Source organism: Salmonella sp. SJTUF15591, from assembly GCF_043356435.1.
Taxonomy (GTDB): domain Bacteria; phylum Pseudomonadota; class Gammaproteobacteria; order Enterobacterales; family Enterobacteriaceae; genus Salmonella; species Salmonella enterica.
Genome location: NZ_JBEUJO010000005.1, coordinates 173,021 through 189,504, shown reverse-complemented (window position 1 = coordinate 189,504; position 16,484 = coordinate 173,021). Strand labels below are relative to the sequence as shown.

The 16,484-nt window shown below is 54.0% G+C and carries 13 protein-coding genes; 6 read left to right on the top strand and 7 right to left on the bottom strand.

The window, feature by feature from the left end; all coding sequences use genetic code 11:
* Positions 1-58: 58 nt before the first annotated feature.
* The 3 genes from ABVM99_RS13500 to nudK all read right to left on the bottom strand — a co-directional run bounded on the left by ABVM99_RS13500 (position 59) and on the right by nudK (position 2,160).
* A complete protein-coding gene (locus ABVM99_RS13500) occupies positions 59-289 on the bottom strand; it encodes a hypothetical protein (protein WP_000700635.1) in 231 nt (76 codons plus the stop codon).
* A gap of 127 nt (positions 290-416) precedes the next feature.
* Positions 417-1,460, bottom strand: coding sequence for a DUF1176 domain-containing protein (locus ABVM99_RS13495; protein WP_001270668.1), 1,044 nt, complete (start codon positions 1,458-1,460; stop codon positions 417-419).
* Between the two features lie 124 nt (positions 1,461-1,584).
* Positions 1,585-2,160, bottom strand: coding sequence for a GDP-mannose pyrophosphatase NudK (gene nudK, locus ABVM99_RS13490; RefSeq protein ID WP_023195314.1), 576 nt, complete (start codon positions 2,158-2,160; stop codon positions 1,585-1,587).
* A gap of 203 nt (positions 2,161-2,363) precedes the next feature.
* Here nudK and pbp4b point away from each other — a divergent pair, with 203 nt between their 5' ends.
* Positions 2,364-3,662 carry a penicillin binding protein PBP4B gene (gene pbp4b, locus ABVM99_RS13485; protein ID WP_023195313.1) on the top strand — a complete coding sequence of 433 codons (1,299 nt, stop codon included), beginning with the start codon at positions 2,364-2,366 and terminating at the stop codon, positions 3,660-3,662.
* Positions 3,663-4,110: 448 nt separating this feature from the next.
* Here the strand turns inward: pbp4b and aegA are convergent, their stop codons facing one another.
* Positions 4,111-6,072 carry a formate-dependent uric acid utilization protein AegA gene (gene aegA, locus ABVM99_RS13480; protein ID WP_001078943.1) on the bottom strand — a complete coding sequence of 654 codons (1,962 nt, stop codon included), beginning with the start codon at positions 6,070-6,072 and terminating at the stop codon, positions 4,111-4,113.
* Between the two features lie 185 nt (positions 6,073-6,257).
* On the opposite strand from aegA, the gene narQ reads away from it, so the two are divergent.
* Complete coding sequence (gene narQ / locus ABVM99_RS13475) at positions 6,258-7,958, top strand: nitrate/nitrite two-component system sensor histidine kinase NarQ (RefSeq protein ID WP_000216814.1); 1,701 nt, start codon at positions 6,258-6,260, stop codon at positions 7,956-7,958.
* A gap of 184 nt (positions 7,959-8,142) precedes the next feature.
* Positions 8,143-11,256, top strand: a complete 3,114-nt coding sequence (gene acrD, locus ABVM99_RS13470; protein ID WP_001263079.1) for a multidrug efflux RND transporter permease AcrD — start codon at positions 8,143-8,145, stop codon at positions 11,254-11,256.
* Positions 11,257-11,357: 101 nt separating this feature from the next.
* Here acrD and ypfM read toward each other — a convergent pair whose 3' ends face one another.
* Positions 11,358-11,417, bottom strand: a complete 60-nt coding sequence (gene ypfM / locus ABVM99_RS13465; protein ID WP_001386977.1) for a protein YpfM — start codon at positions 11,415-11,417, stop codon at positions 11,358-11,360.
* A gap of 412 nt (positions 11,418-11,829) precedes the next feature.
* On the opposite strand from ypfM, the gene ABVM99_RS13460 reads away from it, so the two are divergent.
* The 3 genes from ABVM99_RS13460 to ABVM99_RS13450 are packed head-to-tail and all read left to right on the top strand — an operon-like array spanning position 11,830 to position 13,545.
* Positions 11,830-12,186, top strand: coding sequence for an ArsC family reductase (locus tag ABVM99_RS13460; RefSeq protein ID WP_000631923.1), 357 nt, complete (start codon positions 11,830-11,832; stop codon positions 12,184-12,186).
* 3 nt (positions 12,187-12,189) lie between these two features.
* Positions 12,190-13,317 carry a succinyl-diaminopimelate desuccinylase gene (gene dapE / locus ABVM99_RS13455; protein ID WP_001277822.1) on the top strand — a complete coding sequence of 376 codons (1,128 nt, stop codon included), beginning with the start codon at positions 12,190-12,192 and terminating at the stop codon, positions 13,315-13,317.
* Positions 13,318-13,344: 27 nt separating this feature from the next.
* Positions 13,345-13,545 (top strand): YpfN family protein, encoded by a 201-nt coding sequence (locus ABVM99_RS13450; protein WP_000383842.1) that lies wholly within the window; start codon positions 13,345-13,347, stop codon positions 13,543-13,545.
* A 26-nt stretch (positions 13,546-13,571) separates the two neighbouring features.
* Here ABVM99_RS13450 and tmcA read toward each other — a convergent pair whose 3' ends face one another.
* Both tmcA and ABVM99_RS13440 read right to left on the bottom strand, forming a co-directional pair.
* Positions 13,572-15,590, bottom strand: coding sequence for a tRNA cytosine(34) acetyltransferase TmcA (gene tmcA / locus ABVM99_RS13445; RefSeq protein ID WP_023181773.1), 2,019 nt, complete (start codon positions 15,588-15,590; stop codon positions 13,572-13,574).
* A 15-nt stretch (positions 15,591-15,605) separates the two neighbouring features.
* Positions 15,606-16,469 carry a neutral zinc metallopeptidase gene (locus ABVM99_RS13440; RefSeq protein WP_023195312.1) on the bottom strand — a complete coding sequence of 288 codons (864 nt, stop codon included), beginning with the start codon at positions 16,467-16,469 and terminating at the stop codon, positions 15,606-15,608.
* Between the last annotated feature and the right edge of the window lie 15 nt (positions 16,470-16,484).

Below are 16,484 nucleotides of genomic sequence, written 5' to 3'. Positions count from 1 at the left end.
AGCGTTAGCAACACAGACTTTGCACAGTCTGCAGACCTGTTCTGTAGGCTGTGCAAAATTACTTCGTAGACTCAGGCGCATCTGACTGCCCGATGACGACCTCATCAATGGATTTATGGCACATCAGGCAAAAGGCCTTTTTTTTATGCGCCTGTAATGTTGAATCCCATGCCGCTGATCCGCCTTCTTTATTCACTTTCTCTCTTATCGCCGCCAGCCGATCTATTTCATAATAAGCGCTCAGGCAGCCACAATGGGGGCATAATACGGGGCCATTATTTATTTTCATACTATTTCCTGCTGTGGTGAGGCTATCGGGTAAAGTAACAATCCTACCGTAACGTAGCAATCTCTATACCATAAATGAAACCTCAATAGGTGTATCCCTATTCTGAAAAGGGGATAACAACCAGGATTCAACGCGTGATCCACAGCGTAGGCCAGGCATCCGGCCCGTGCCAGTTATCGCAGCTCGGTTCTTCGGCATAACGTACCAGACGAAAACGATCGCCATCATAACGCCAGCGCGTCTGGATACCACAGTCGGTTAACCCCCGCCCTTTCGCCAACGTCACCAGCTCGCGCGTTTTCTCGTCAAAGAAGGCGTTCATCAACTCCATGTCATTACTTTCGACGCCGCGATTAAACGGCAGCCGCAAACGTACGGCGCGCGAGGCGAGCGTTTTTTTGCGTGAAACTACCCAGGCGAGATCAATAGTGTTATAGGCGCCGGCTTCGCAGTTAACAATCAATAACGCTTTATCATCCGTCAACGCGCTGACCTGCGTCTCGCGACGCAGCGGGTCAAGCGAACAGCGAATGCCGTTTACCCGCCATGCGGCGTAGTCCAGCAGATCGTCGCGTTCTTCCTCACTCAGCGGTACGGGCGTTGGATTAATAACGGCGATCCCCTTTAATGCCGGTGCCGGGGGCACGCTGAGCGGCGGTTCGTTTCCTTTTTCAATCCAGGCGGTTTCGCTGCCCACACGTTTTTGTTGCGCGTCGATAAACAGTAATGCCGCTTTTAATCCCGCCAGCGAAAGCGTCTGAACGCCGTTTTTTAAGGTGATAGCCTGCGCATCCTGAATAGTCTGTAAAAATGCGGTGATGGTGGCAGGATCGCCGGTCATGAGATGCCAGGGCGACACGCGCCAGTGTGGACTGTTGAACGAAAGCGGTTTGCCATCCAGCAATAAGCGAGGCGCAATTGCGGCTTCTTTAGCGTCGGGCGGCGCCAAACCGCCGCGGTCGATACGCAGTACCGCATCGGTACGCGCCCCGGCGCTGCGGCTTAATGTCATCACCAGCCCATGATGTTCGCCAGTATTGCGCGCTACGCAAAAATTTTGGTTATTGCAGGTGACCTGCCAGTCGGAAAAAGTCCGTTGCGCTGGCGCAGCCCACAGTAGCTGGACCGGCAACAGGCCAAACAGACAAAAAAGAATAACGCGGTAGCGCATGAACGGAACAACCCCAGATTCAGAACAACACAGCTAAGGCGGTATCTTCCTTGCGCGCATCAGGGTTCTCAATCAGATTTATCGGATTGGTCTTTTTTGTGTAAAGAAATATATTTCTTTTTTTTCAGTCCATTAGATGAGACGTCTGTAAATAGTTAAGCAATAACACGGTCTTACCGTCCCGAATCTCGCCTGAGCGCACCATTTCCAGCGCCCGGGAAAACGGCAGTTCAAGCACCTCAATCTCTTCGTCCTCCACGCCGCCGCCGATGCTGGCACGCTCGCTATCATGATATTCGGCAATGAAGAAATGAATCAGCTCCGTGACGCCGCCTGGCGACATATACAGCTCAAATATCTTGCGTACCTCACCAATGTCATACCCTGTCTCTTCAATGGCCTCTTTACGGATACAGACCTCCGGCTCGTCGTTATCAAGCAGGCCAGCGCAGGTTTCAATTAACATACCGTCTTGATTACCGTTGACCCATGTCGCCACGCGAAACTGGCGAACCAGAAGCACGGTTTTTTTAGTTGAGTTGTAAAGCAGAATGGTTGCGCCATTCCCGCGATCGTAAACCTCACGCTTGTGACGGATAACCTCGCCATTACGACGGGTCAGGTCATAGGTAATGTTGCGCAGAGTAAAATAATTATCAGAAAGAATTTTATCCTTAATAAGCGTAATGGTTTGCGACATGCTGGCTCCAGGGTGTAAAAAGAGCATTAATATTACGCCGTGAGGTCGGTTTTGTCTGCTGAAGGGTTAATCCTTAATGCCGACTGAACGGACGTACAGCCATATTTTTCTGTCACTGCCATGACCATATTCTGCTTCTCCGGGCCGCAGAGTCCATGCTCGCGATATGATTTGACGGCCGGAGTGAGACTGAGGGAATCATCATGAAATTTACTCTCGTTGCGACGGTTCTACTGACGTTTTCCCTTTCAGCTTTTGCCGTTGAGTATCCGGTATTGACCACCGCGAGCCCTGATCAGGTGGGATTTGATAGCCAAAAACTTCACCGACTTGATGGCTGGATTCAAAATCAAATTGATGCCGGATATCCCAGCATCAATCTTCTGGTGATAAAAGATAATCATATTGTTCTACAAAAAGCCTGGGGCTATGCCAAAAAATATGACGGTTCCACGCTGTTAGCCCATCCCATTCGGGCGACCACTAACACGATGTATGACCTGGCTTCAAACACAAAAATGTATGCCACTAACTTTGCATTGCAAAAACTAGTGTATGAAGGAAAAATAGATGTCAATGATTTGGTATCAAAATACATCCCCGGCTTTAAGGATATGCCTGGGGATAAAATAAAAGGCAAAGATAAACTCCGCATTATTGATATTCTTCATCACGTCGCGGGCTTTCCTGCCGACCCACAATATCCCAATAAAAACGTCGCCGGTAAATTATTTTCACAGAGTAAAAGCACTACTCTGGAGATGATTAAAAAGACACCGCTGGAATATCAACCTGGGTCGAAGCATATCTACAGCGACGTGGATTATATGATTCTTGGTTTTATCATTGAATCGATAACGGCAATGCCATTAGATTGCTACGTCGAAACCACCATTTATAAACCGCTCGGATTAAAACATACCGTCTTTAACCCGCTGATGAAAGGCTTCACGCCGCCGCAAATCGCCGCAACGGAACTACACGGCAATACGCGTGACGGCGTGATTCATTTCCCCAATATTCGCACCAATACACTATGGGGCCAGGTGCATGATGAAAAAGCCTGGTACTCAATGGGCGGCGTTTCAGGACACGCCGGACTGTTTTCTGACACCCATGATATAGCTGTGTTAATGCAAGTCATGCTCAATGGGGGCGGCTACGGTAACGTGAAGCTATTCGACGACAAAACGGTTGCGCAGTTTACTCGACGCTCGCCAGAAGACGCTACCTTTGGTCTGGGGTGGCGCGTTAACGGCAACGCCTCAATGACCCCCACGTTCGGGGTATTAGCCAGTCCACAAACATATGGACATACCGGATGGACCGGAACGCTGACGTCTATCGATCCGGTTAATCATATGGCGATTGTGATTTTAGGTAACAGGCCGCACTCGCCGGTAGCAAATCCTAAAGTAAATCCGAATGTTTTTGTCAGTGGATTATTACCTGCGGCGACGTATGGCTGGATTGTTGACCAGATATATGGTTCCTTAAAATAAAAATTAAGAGCCTGTCCCACCAGGCGTTATTGGCGCAGCCAGTTTGGACACGGACAGCGCGCAAAAACCGGAGCGTACACGTAGTACGTGAGGTTTGACTCGCTACGCTCGCCCTTCAGGCCGCCGCAAGCGGCGTTCAAAACGCTAACGCGTTTTGGCGAGCACTACCCAGGACCAAAATGGCAAGTAAAATAGCCCTAATGGGATAGGCTCTAAGAAGGGATTCTGATAGCGTCCCTTCCTTCAATTTACACTCTATTTTCAATACTAAGATTGGCCTCATCAGGCCTGTTAAACGTCGACCCGACGGAAAAATGTTTATCGCAGGGCGTCCAGCCCTGCGAGCGTCAACATTTCTGCAAACGGAGTAAGGTTAGCCAATAAGTTTAAGATTTTTTATCACTCAATCATTTAACCGTTCCAGGCCTTAACCGGCCTACAAATACGCTTATTTAGCTAACCAGTCGAGTATCCCCTGCGCAGCATGTCGGCCTTCTGCCATCGCCGTCACCACCAGATCGGCGCCGCGCACCGCATCGCCGCCGGCGAAAATTTTCGGGTTGGACGTCTGGTAACGAAACTCGCTCTCGACGCTGGCGGCAATACGTCCCCAGTTATCCACCTTCACGCCATGCGATTCCAGCCACGACATACCATGCGGATGAAAACCAAACGCCATAATGACCGCATCCGCCGGCATCACGAACTCGCTGTCCGGTACAGGTACCGGGCGGCGTCGCCCCTGACCATCCGGTTCGCCAAGCCGCGTACGCAAAAAGCGAATACCGCTGGCGCGCCCGTGCGTATCCAGCACCAACTCAACCGGCTGAACGTTAAATTCAAAGTTCGCGCCCTCTTCCCGCGCGTTTTTCACCTCTTTTTTCGACCCCGGCATATTGGTCTCATCGCGGCGATAAGCGCAGGTGACGTTGGCAGCGCCATGACGCAGCGCCGTACGTACGCAGTCCATTGCGGTGTCACCGCCGCCCAGCACAACCACGTTAAGACCCGCAGTATCAATAAACGGCTCGTCAGGCAACGCCGGAAGCCCCATCACCTGTTTGGTATTGGCGATGAGGAATGGTAACGCATCATATACCCCCGGCGCGTCTTCATTCGGTAAATCAGCCTTCATGGAACGATAGGTTCCTACCCCGACAAAGACGGCGTCATAACTCTCCAGCAGCGTCTCCAGAGAAATATCTTTCCCTACTTCGCAGTTAAGCTCGAAACGAATCCCCATCGCGCTGAAGATCTCCCGACGGCGCGCCAGCAGAGATTTATCCAGTTTGAAAGCCGGAATACCAAAGGTGAGCAAACCGCCGATTTCCGGATGGCGATCGTAGACGGTGGCGCTTACGCCATGGCGCGCCAGCACGTCAGCGCAGGCAAGACCTGCCGGCCCCGCGCCGATAATCGCCACGCGCTTATCGCTCTTCTGTACGTCCGACAGGTCGGGACGCCAGCCTTTGCTCAGAGCGCGATCGGAGATATAGCGCTCAATGTTGCCGATGGTAACCGCGCCATACTCATCGCGGAGTGTACACGCGCCTTCGCATAGCCGGTCCTGCGGACAGACGCGCCCGGTAATTTCCGGCAGGCAGTTGGTCTGGTGAGAAAGCTCTACCGCCGCATCAATATCGCCAGCTTTCACCAGTTCGATCCACTGGGGAATATGGTTATGCAGCGGACAGGTCCATTCGCAGATACTGTGTTCCCCGCATGTGAGGCAGCGGGCCGCTTCACGCTCCGCCTGCGCGGCGCGAAACGGCAGATAAATTTCCTCAAAGGTGGTTTTACGCGCTTCAATCGCCAGTTTATCCGGTTCGCCGCGTGGCGGCGTCGCCTGCATACGCTCGACTTTGCTGCTTGCTGTCCCACTGTGTTGTGTATCCACGGTATGCCAGGGGCGAATCTCCTGCCGGGCGGTACGAAGCCGTCGCGTTTTAGCCAGACGGGTCAACGAGTCTTCGGTGACCAGTTGCAGCGCATCCGCCGGGCAATTTTCCACGCAGGCCGGACCCTGTTCACGTCCCTGACACAGATCGCATTTATGCGCGCTGGCTTTGAACTGGTTTGGCGCGACAGGCGTCAATACCATCTGCATGGTGCCGAATGGGCAGGCGACGACGCAGGATTTACAGCCGATGCACTTCTGCGCATTGACCTGCACGCTGTCGTTAATATGCGCGATCGCGCCGTTCGGACAGCTACGGGCGCAGGGCGCATCTTCGCAATGGTGACATGTGACCGCGCTGCGCTGGTGCTGATGTTTAATGACAGTAATTCGGGGCTGATAGCGCTGTGACGTCAGGACATGTCGCTCATCATTGTGAGCCATTACGCAGGCGACCTCGCAGGCATGGCAGCCCAGACACTGCTGGCTATTGGCCATAATAAAACGATTCATGGCATCCTTCTGTTTTGGTTGTAAAAACCTTATTCTTTATATGAGCATTGTTATTAACTGACGAAGGCGGGGTCGGCAATGTTCATCTGCCCAGGAAGCACAACTATCTGTCCAGAACCTGTGGCAGATCAATTTATTTCAAAGCAAATGCAATTGCGATTCAGCTAAATGCGGGGAGTGCCAGCGTGACGGTTAAACGCCCGGTCTCAGCCAGTCTGGCTAAGGCTTTTTTCTATATTGTGCTGTTGTCTATTCTGTCCACCGGCAGCGCATTACTGACGCTGACCAGCAGTTTACGGGATGCCGAAGCGATCAATATCGCTGGTTCGCTACGAATGCAGAGCTATCGGCTGGGTTACGATCTGCAAAGCCGTAGCCCGCAGATTAATGCGCATCGTCAACTTTTCCAGCACGCGCTCAACTCGCCGGTACTGCAAAATCTCAACGCCTGGTATGTGCCGCAGGCGGTGAAAACTCGCTACGCGCGCCTGCACGCCAACTGGCTGGAGATGAATAGCCGCCTACAGGACGGCGACATTGCCTGGTATCAGACCAATATCAACAATTACGTCGATCAAATTGATCTCTTCGTTCTGGCGTTACAGCATTACGCCGAGCGTAAAGTCATGCTGGTCGTCGCCATATCGCTGGCGGGCGGTATCGGCATATTTACGCTGGTCTTTTTTACCCTACGGCGTATCCGCCAGCAGGTCGTTCGCCCGCTGAATCAACTGGTCACCGCCAGTCAGCGAATTGAACATGGTCAGTTCGCCCCGCTGCCGCTGGATACCAGCTTACCCAATGAGCTGGGATTGTTGGCGAAAACGTTTAGTCAGATGTCGAGCGAGCTGCATAAACTTTATCGTTCGCTGGAAGCCTCGGTGGAAGAAAAAACGCACGATCTGCACGAAGCGCACCGCCGCCTGGAGGTGTTATACCAGTGCTCCCAGGCGCTGAATACCAGCCAAATCGATGTCCACTGTTTTCGCCATATTTTGCAAATTGTCCGTGAACATGACGCCGCCTGGTATCTGGAGTTAACCGTGGGCGATAACTGGCGGATTAGCGAAGGCACGCAAAGCCCCGACCTGCCGATGCAAATGCTGCCAGTGACGATGCAGGACACGGTCTATGGCGAACTCCACTGGCAAAGCCCCAACGTTAATGCCTCTACGCCGCTGCTGAACAGCGTCTCCACGATGCTGGGGCGTGGTTTGTACTTTAATCAGGCGCAAAAACACTTCCAGCAACTTTTGTTAATGGAAGAGCGCGCGACGATTGCCCGTGAGCTACACGATTCGCTGGCGCAGGTACTTTCTTATTTACGTATTCAGTTAACGCTTTTGAAGCGCGCCATTCCAGAAGATAACGCCGGCGCGCAAAGTATCATGGCGGATTTTTCCAGAGCGCTGAACGACGCCTACCGTCAGCTTCGCGAGCTACTCACCACGTTCCGTCTGACGTTACAGCAGGCCGATTTACCCTCCGCATTGCATGAGATGCTGGAAGATTTACAGAGTCAGACCCCGGCCAAACTCACGTTGGATTGCCGTTTACCCACGCTGGCGCTGGATGCGCAAATGCAGGTGCATTTGTTGCAAATTGTGCGTGAAGCGGTCCTGAACGCCATTAAACACGCCAACGCGAGCGAAATCGCCGTGAGCTGCGTCACCGCGCCTGACGGCGATCATACTGTTTATATTCGCGATAATGGCATTGGTATCGGCGAACCGCATGAGCCTGCCGGACACTATGGTCTGAATATAATGCGTGAGCGCGCGGAGCGCCTTGGCGGCACGCTGAATTTTTCGCAACCCTCCGGCGGCGGCACGCTGGTCAGTATCAGTTTTCGCTCCTCCAACAAGGAAGAGAGTCAGTTAACGTAAAGAACGGCAAATCGCCGGAAGGCCAGATGTCAGGCTTTCCGGCGTTGGCACAAAAAGTATGCTGTAAAAGCGCATGATAATTTACATTATCTCCTTTATTTCTCCACGTTTGGCTCGTAGCTTGCCGCTACAGTGAAGCAGTTCAAATCTATAACGATATGTAGAAACACGAGGTTCCCCTTTAATGGCGAATTTTTTTATCGATCGCCCCATTTTTGCCTGGGTGCTGGCTATCCTGTTGTGTCTGACAGGGGCGTTAGCCATTTTTTCTTTACCTGTTGAACAATATCCCGATCTGGCGCCGCCCAACGTACGTATTACCGCGAATTATCCGGGAGCGTCGGCGCAAACGCTGGAAAATACCGTAACCCAGGTTATTGAGCAGAATATGACGGGCCTCGATAATCTGATGTACATGTCATCACAAAGCAGCGGAACCGGACAGGCGACCATCACCCTGAGCTTTATTGCGGGAACCGATCCTGATGAGGCGGTTCAGCAGGTGCAAAACCAGTTACAGTCCGCGATGCGTAAACTGCCGCAGGCGGTACAGGATCAAGGCGTCACGGTACGCAAAACGGGCGATACCAATATTTTGACCATCGCTTTCGTCTCTACCGACGGTTCTATGGACAAGCAGGATATCGCCGACTACGTCGCCAGTAATATTCAGGACCCGCTCAGCCGCGTCAACGGCGTCGGCGATATTGACGCTTATGGTTCACAGTACTCTATGCGTATCTGGCTCGATCCTGCCAAATTGAATAGTTTTCAGATGACCACGAAAGACGTGACCGATGCAATTGAGTCGCAGAATGCGCAAATCGCCGTCGGGCAGCTTGGCGGTACGCCTTCGGTCGACAAGCAGGCGCTGAACGCCACCATTAATGCGCAGTCATTGCTGCAAACGCCGCAACAATTTCGCGATATCACCCTGCGCGTTAATCAGGACGGTTCCGAGGTCAAACTGGGCGATGTCGCCACCGTGGAGCTGGGGGCGGAAAAGTATGACTACCTCAGCCGTTTTAACGGCAATCCGGCTTCCGGTCTTGGCGTTAAGCTGGCCTCCGGCGCGAATGAAATGGCGACCGCGAAGCTGGTGCTGGATCGCCTCAACGAGCTGGCGCAGTACTTTCCCCACGGCCTGGAATACAAGATCGCGTATGAAACCACCTCCTTTGTCAAAGCCTCGATTATCGATGTGGTCAAAACGTTGCTGGAGGCTATCGCTCTGGTTTTCCTGGTGATGTACCTGTTCCTGCAAAACTTTCGCGCCACGCTGATTCCGACGATCGCCGTGCCGGTAGTATTAATGGGCACCTTCTCTGTGCTTTACGCGTTTGGCTACAGTATTAACACATTAACCATGTTCGCGATGGTGCTGGCAATCGGGCTCCTGGTCGACGATGCCATCGTGGTGGTGGAAAACGTCGAACGTATCATGAGCGAAGAAGGACTCACGCCGCGTGAAGCGACGCGCAAATCCATGGGACAAATCCAGGGGGCGCTGGTCGGTATCGCGATGGTGCTGTCTGCGGTATTCGTGCCGATGGCGTTCTTTGGCGGTACCACCGGGGCGATTTATCGTCAGTTTTCTATCACCATTGTCTCGGCAATGGTGCTGTCGGTGCTGGTCGCCATGATTCTGACGCCAGCGCTGTGCGCAACGTTATTAAAACCGTTGCACAAAGGCGAACAGCACGGGCAACGCGGATTTTTCGGCTGGTTTAACCGTACCTTCAATCGTAATGCCGAACGTTATGAGAAAGGCGTAGCGAAAATTTTGCATCGCAGCCTGCGCTGGATTCTGATTTATGTTCTGTTGCTTGGCGGCATGGTGTTCCTGTTTTTGCGTCTCCCCACCTCCTTTCTGCCGCAAGAAGATCGGGGCATGTTCACTACGTCTATCCAGCTACCGAGCGGTTCTACGCAACAGCAAACCCTGAAAGTCGTTGAAAAGGTTGAAAACTATTATTTCACCCATGAGAAAGACAACATTATGTCGGTCTTTTCGACGGTCGGTTCCGGCCCTGGCGGGAACGGGCAAAACGTCGCGCGCATGTTTGTTCGCTTGAAAGACTGGGACGCGCGCGATCCCACCACCGGCTCCTCGTTCGCCATTATTGAGCGGGCGACAAAAGCGTTTAACCAGATTAAAGAAGCTCGCGTCTTCGCCAGCAGCCCGCCGGCAATTAGCGGTCTGGGCAGCTCTGCCGGTTTTGATATGGAATTACAGGATCACGCCGGAGCAGGCCATGACGCGCTGATGGCCGCACGAGATCAACTCATTGAGCTGGCCGGGAAAAACAGTTCCTTGACCCGCGTGCGCCACAACGGCCTGGACGACAGCCCGCAACTGCAAATTGATATTGACCAACGGAAAGCGCAGGCGCTGGGCGTATCGATTGACGATATCAACGACACCCTGCAAACAGCCTGGGGATCGAGCTACGTCAACGACTTTATGGACCGGGGCCGCGTGAAGAAGGTCTATGTTCAGGCCGCAGCGAAATATCGTATGTTGCCGGATGATATTAATCTTTGGTATGTCCGTAACAAAGAGGGCGGCATGGTCCCCTTCTCCGCCTTCGCCACCTCGCGCTGGGAAACCGGATCGCCGCGTCTGGAACGCTATAACGGCTATTCGGCGGTAGAAATTGTCGGAGAGGCCGCGCCGGGGGTCAGTACCGGGACGGCGATGGATGTCATGGAGTCGTTGGTGCATCAGCTACCGGGCGGTTTTGGCCTGGAATGGACAGCCATGTCTTACCAGGAACGGCTCTCCGGCGCGCAGGCGCCCGCGCTGTACGCTATTTCGCTATTAGTCGTCTTCCTGTGTCTGGCGGCATTGTATGAAAGCTGGTCGGTGCCCTTCTCGGTGATGCTGGTTGTGCCGCTCGGCGTCATTGGAGCGCTACTCGCTACCTGGATGCGCGGGCTGGAAAACGATGTTTACTTCCAGGTGGGGCTGTTGACCGTTATCGGCCTCTCGGCGAAAAACGCGATTCTGATTGTGGAATTCGCCAACGAAATGAATCAGAAGGGACACGCGCTGTTAGACGCCACGCTGTACGCCAGCCGCCAGCGCCTGCGACCGATACTGATGACTTCGCTGGCGTTTATCTTTGGCGTATTGCCGATGGCCACCAGCACCGGGGCAGGCTCGGGTAGCCAACATGCTGTCGGAACCGGCGTGATGGGAGGAATGATCTCAGCAACCATTCTGGCTATCTTCTTTGTACCCCTGTTTTTCGTGCTGATACGTCGCCGCTTCCCGCTGAAGCCGCGCCCGGAATAAGCTCCCGGCCAGCCTGATACGAGGTGTCGGGCACAAAAAAGGCGACTTTCGTTGAGTCGCCTTTTCTTATCCCCTATGGGAGCGCGGTGCCTTCCAGGCATTTATTTACGAAGCATGACTTCGATAAAATCTTTCCAGTTCCCCAGTTCACGTTCAATCATAATAGCCTCTCTTATTATTATGGGTATTCTACGTAGTTAGCGGTATAGAGAGAAGTTCATTTAACCGATTGTTGCGATATCCTCTGGTTACGCTGTCTATGATATTACTATGGCGCTGTAGCCGTAAATTTTATGTGACTTACTGCAATATTTAGCAACATTAATACCTTTTCTACTACTTTATCAAATCGGGTTAAAAAACAATCAATTGCATGTGCGCAAAATAGGATTTTCCTCGCGAATTATAAACAAGCCACATCTGGAACGTTTTGGAATCATTATTCACATTCACTCAACAATGTTATATTGATTGCCGATCAGCGCTGGATAAATAACCATTAACAGCCACACTTATTATCCCGCAGACGATACTATTGATTATTTATTCGAATTTCGCGTTAAAGGATTCAATATGATTACCCTCTATGGCATTAAGAATTGCGACACGATCAAAAAAGCGCGCCGTTGGCTGGAGGAGCATGGCATTGATTATCGTTTTCACGATTACCGTGTGGATGGCATAGACCTCCCTCTTCTTAATACCTTTATTGCCGAACTCGGCTGGCAGCCTTTACTGAATACGCGCGGCACAACATGGCGCAAACTGGATGAAGGCGACCGCAGCGGGATTACCGATGCCGACTCCGCCGCTGCTCTCATGGTTGAACAGCCGGCAATCATCAAACGCCCATTGCTCTGCGCGCCCGGGAAGCCTATGCTGCTTGGTTTCAGTGAATCCCGTTATCAGCAGTTTTTTGATGAGGTGTAGTCTATGTCGTGCCCGGTTATTGAGCTGACACAGCAACTTATTCGTCGCCCCTCCCTGAGTCCGGATGACGCAGGCTGTCAGGCATTAATGATTGAACGCCTGCGTAAAATCGGTTTTACCATTGAGCATATGGATTTTGGCGACACGCAAAATTTTTGGGCATGGCGTGGGCGTGGCGAAACGCTGGCGTTCGCCGGGCATACTGACGTCGTACCGGCTGGCGATGTCGATCGCTGGATCAATCCGCCGTTTGAGCCTACGATTCGCGACGGAATGTTGTTCGGTCGCGGCGCGGCGGATATGAAAGGTTCACTGGCGGCCATGGTGGTGGCTGCTGAACGTTTTGTTGCGCAGCATCCTCATCACCGGGGCCGCCTCGCGTTTTTGATTACCTCTGATGAGGAAGCCAGCGCAAAAAATGGCACCGTCAAGGTGGTTGAAGCGCTGATGGCCCGTCACGAGCGGCTGGATTACTGTCTGGTCGGCGAACCTTCCAGTACTGAAATTGTGGGTGATGTCGTCAAAAACGGGCGTCGCGGTTCCCTCACCTGTAACCTCACTATTCATGGCGTTCAGGGGCACGTCGCCTATCCGCATCTGGCGGATAACCCTGTTCATCGCGCCGCGCCTTTTCTTAATGAACTGGTCGCTATCGAGTGGGATCGGGGCAATGATTTTTTCCCGGCCACCAGTATGCAGGTAGCCAATATCCAGGCAGGCACCGGCAGCAATAATGTCATTCCCGGCGAACTGTTCGTGCAGTTTAACTTCCGTTTCAGCACGGAACTGACCGATGAGATGATCAAAGAGCGGGTACATGCGCTGCTTGAGAAGCATCAGCTACGTTATACCGTAGACTGGTGGCTTTCCGGCCAGCCGTTCCTGACCGCACGCGGCAAGCTGGTGGACGCGGTGGTAAACGCCATTGAGCACTATAATGAAATTAAACCGCAATTACTGACGACGGGCGGTACGTCCGACGGACGTTTTATCGCCCGTATGGGAGCGCAGGTGGTAGAACTGGGGCCGGTGAACGCCACCATTCATAAAATTAATGAATGTGTGAATGCCGCCGATCTCCAGCTACTGGCCCGTATGTATCAACGCATTATGGAACAGCTCGTCGCCTGATGAGCGTTCCGGTAAGAGGAAATAAGCATGGACTGGCTGGCAAAATATTGGTGGATTCTGGTATTGGTGTTTCTGGTAGGCGTACTGCTGAATGTGATCAAAGATCTCAAACGCATCGACCATAAGAAATTCCTTGCCAACAAACCTGAGCTGCCCCCGCATCGCGATTTTAACGATAAGTGGGACGATGAAGAAGACTGGCCGAAGAAAGATCAGCCGAAAAAGTAACCGGATAACATGCCGGACAGGTATCGCTATCCGGCATGGTCCCCACCGCCGGGCATTACGTCGCGCAAACGCTGCGTTCGTCCGGCATCCAGCGCAATCAGCGCCTGCGCCGCCTGCGCACGCTGCAACGCCAGCAGAGCTTTACGGCCTGAAATGCGTAGCCGGGCGCACAGTTCGGCATCGCTGGCTTTTTCCTCCAGCCGCCCTCTCAGCGCCGGTAATGGCAATGCGCTGCATTGCAGTAAACGATGCAGGCAACCTAGCGATGTCAGTAGCGGGCGGTGCGCGAAAGCAAAACCGACCAGCTCACGCCAGTCTTCATCATTAAGCGCCTGTTCATCTAACGCCGCCAGCGGTATCGCCTCGCCGTTCCACTGTGTCAGGATATCCGCATCGCGGCGCAAACGTCGGTGTTCCTGCTGCGCCAGCCGTTTTCCCGCGTCGCTCAGCGGCAATAACGCCATCGCCGTATAGCAACCGCTGCTCGCCTCCCGATGGTTGCCCATCCGTACCAGTACAAAGCCGCAGCGTTGCCAGAAACGCCACAGCTCCGGCGTATAGCCGAAGCTGACGGAAAGATAATCACACTGCGCCGCCTGCATGCACGCGCAGGCAATCAACTGCTGACCGATGCCTTCGCGCTGGCGGGCGGGGTGCACCGCGATACGGCTTACGCGACGCCCGACCAGCGTCGCGGCTAAAGGGTCGCTACCGTGCGCCGCCAGCGACTGCGCCACCAGATTTCCACGCGGACGCCGGAAACCGGCCCATACAGCCTGACTGAGTTCTGCGGATAACCCGCCCTCTTCGACCAGCCAGAGGGCGCCCGCCACACGGTTATTCGCCGTGGCCTGCAAGAAATGCTGTCCTGGCGCATCCATCATTCGGCGCAGATCCAGCGGCGAAGTACGATAGTGCGCCCCCGACAGTAACTGATACACAGCCCTCGGCAACGCGGGCGTCTCCCCCCAGGCCTGCTGGTAAAAAGCCGAGATTGCTATCGCACCATGTGGCGCCTGCGCAAACGCTTCATCGTCGAATATCAGCGCCTCGCTGACGATATTTTCCAGCGGGCATTCTGGCGCCCAGCGGACAGGCTGACGAAGCGTGAAGCGGTGAAGCTGCGGAAAACGGGCGCAAAACTTAAGTAAAAAACCGCGTCCGGTGCCTTCGTAGCCCTGAACGGTGGTGGTGAGTAGTATGCGGGGAAAGCGCGAAACCAGTTGCAGCAGCAGCGGCGCGGGGATTGCCGCCGCCTCGTCAACTACCAGCCAGTCGGCTCTTGCCCCGCTCGCCAGCAACGCATCCGGCGCCATAAAGCAGAACCGCTCACCGGCAAACGCTGCCAGGATATCCGTTGCCGTTTTCGCCGGTGCGGTCACGATAGCCGTGCCCGCCATCCGGGAGATGAATTGCCCGGCCAGCGCCGATTTGCCGCGCCCACGGGGGGCAATCACCGTCGCCACGCCGGGCGGCATTTCACGTAAACGCGATAAGATAGCCGCCTGCTCCGGCTGCGGCTCGCCGGTGGCGGGTCGCCAGCATTCACGGGAAGGATAAGATGGCCAGCAAAACGGCTGGCGCTGTCGCCAAAGCAGCGTTTGCGGATCGCGGGAGAGAGTCCGTTTAAGATGCTGTGCAAACTGCGGTGTGGGGATAGGCTGCGCGCAGTCGCTCCAGCGCAGTGAATCGGTATCAGGCCTGCTTTCCCACGTCTCGTACGGCGGCATCAGCAGAAGCAGCCAGCTTCCGGCCTGCAAGGTCCCGCTCAGGGCGGCAAACGCTGCGGCGTCAAAGCCCTGCCAGGCATCAAATATCGCATGACGGAATTCACGGCCCAGCAGCGTTTGTAACGCCTGTGGCGTACAGCGCGGCTGGGCGGGCGCGTCAGGCGCGACCCACAGCCAGTCACCGGGCAATGCAGCGCGTATCGCCTCGGCCCGCTCCCGGCACCACGCCGCATCGCCGCTGATGACCAGTAAACGGCGAATGCCTTCCTGTGTCATTTGCGACGTTAACGCCTGTAGCGCATCGATATCAGACATCCCTGCCCCGGTTTATCAAAAGTTTTTGCCAAACGTATTACATTGCGCCGGGTCACCGCTGTCAAATCCACGCTTAAACCAGCTGTAGCGCTGTTCTGAGGTGCCGTGGGTAAAACTATCCGGCACGACGCGCCCCTGCCCCTGTTGCTGTAAGCGATCGTCGCCGATAGCCTGTGCGGCATTGAGCGCCTCTTCCAGATCGCCCGCCTCCAGTACGCCTTGCTGCTGCATACTGTGTCCCCACACGCCGGCAAAGCAATCCGCCTGTAGCTCCATGCGCACCGAAAGGCGATTCACCTCCGTTTGCGACGCATTTTGCTGTAACTGGCGTACTTTCGGCTCAATACCTAACAGTTTTTGTACGTGGTGGCCGACTTCGTGGGCGATGACATAACCCTGAGCAAAATCACCGTCCGCGCCCAGCTTATTTTTCATATCATCGTAAAATGAGAGATCGATATAGACGGTGCCGTCCGCCGGGCAGTAAAACGGCCCCATCACGGACTGACCCGCACCACAGCCGGTGCGCGTCATACCACGGTACATCACCAGTTTTGGCTGCTGATAGCCGCGCCCCATTTTTTGAAAGAGTTGCCCCCAGGTATCTTCGGTCGTCGCCAGAATCACCGAGGTAAATTTTGCCGCTTCATCATCATTGGGGCTTATCGAACGCGTCGACTGCTGCTGCGAAACCGGCTGGCCGGTCAACAGACCGGTTAAATCCACCCCATAGTACCCTGCGACCAACACCACCACCAACAGAATGATGCCGCCTTTTCCGCGCGGAAGACGAAAGCCTGGGCCACCCAGCGAGGGGCCGCTTGGCCGATTACGTCTGTCCTCTACATTGTTGCTTTCACGACGCCCTTGCCAGCGCATAATCACCTCATTCTC